Below are 1,056 nucleotides of genomic sequence, written 5' to 3'. Positions count from 1 at the left end.
ATTCAGCGATATCCCCCACGAGCGCAGGCCCTCTCCGCAGATCCTCGGCTTAGCGCAAACCTCGGCATAATCCGAGTTAAGCCGGATCCGGCTTAATTCGGATCGCGGATCTCAGTTCCGGTCAAGGAAATTCGTACACGCCTTGAATCAACACGAGATGGTCGGCTCTATGGGCCGTGTCGGAGCCGCCGGCGACAACGCCGCCATCGAGAGCTTCTTTAGCCTGCTGCAGAAGAACGTGCTCGACCGCCGCCGCTGGGACACCCGAGAACAACTCCGCATCGCGATCGTCACCTGGATCGAGCGCACCTACCACCGGCGCCGCCGCCAGTCCGGCCTCGGGCGGTTGACCCCGATCGAATTCGAAGCAATCATGACCACACCGGCCAGTCAGGCCGCGTGACCGAAACTGTCACCTGATCGTGCAGCAGACCCGAGCTCGCCGCCGACGGGATCCCCGTCGCGGTGACGTGCCGGGTACTCAAGCTCTCCCGCCAACCGTATTACCGCTGGCTGGCCGACCCCATCACCGAGGCCGAACTCATCGAGGCCTACCGCGCCAATGCGCTGTTCGACGCGCACGCAGACGATCCGGAGTTCGGCTACCGCTACCTCGTGGAGGAGGCGCGCGATGCCGGCGAGCCGATGGCCGAGCGCACCGCATGGCGGATCTGCTCGCAGAATCGACTGTGGAGCGTGTTTGGTAAGAAACGCGGCAAGAACGGCAAAGTCGGGCCGCCGGTGCACGACGATCTTGTCGAGCGTGACTTCACCGCTGAAGGGCCAAATCAGTTGTGGCTCAGTGACATCACTGAGCACCGCACCGGTGAGGGCAAGCTCTACCTCTGTGCGATTAAGGACGTGTTCTCCAACCGGATCGTCGGCTACAGCATCGACTCCCGAATGAAGTCACAACTGGCCATCCGGGCACTACACAGCGCGGTAGCCCGACGCGGAGATGTCGCGGGGTGCATTCTGCACTCGGATTATGCCGAGGTTTGCGCTAAGCCGAGGATCTGCGGAGAGGGCCTGCGCTCGTGGGGGATATCGCTGAAT

At 62.7% G+C, this 1,056-nt stretch carries 2 pseudogenes; both read left to right on the top strand.

Features of this window, described 5'->3' with window-relative positions:
- Positions 1-85: 85 nt before the first annotated feature.
- Positions 86-403 (top strand): annotated as a pseudogene (locus AO501_RS15745) (transposase); the annotation flags it as partial.
- 32 nt (positions 404-435) lie between these two features.
- Positions 436-987, top strand: a pseudogene (locus tag AO501_RS15740) (DDE-type integrase/transposase/recombinase); the annotation flags it as partial.
- Positions 988-1,056: the final 69 nt, after the last annotated feature.

This window comes from Mycobacterium gordonae, from assembly GCF_001417955.2.
GTDB lineage: Bacteria > Actinomycetota > Actinomycetes > Mycobacteriales > Mycobacteriaceae > Mycobacterium > Mycobacterium gordonae_B.
Note: the sequence above shows the minus strand (reverse complement) of the source record. Positions and strands in the feature narration are given on the sequence as shown.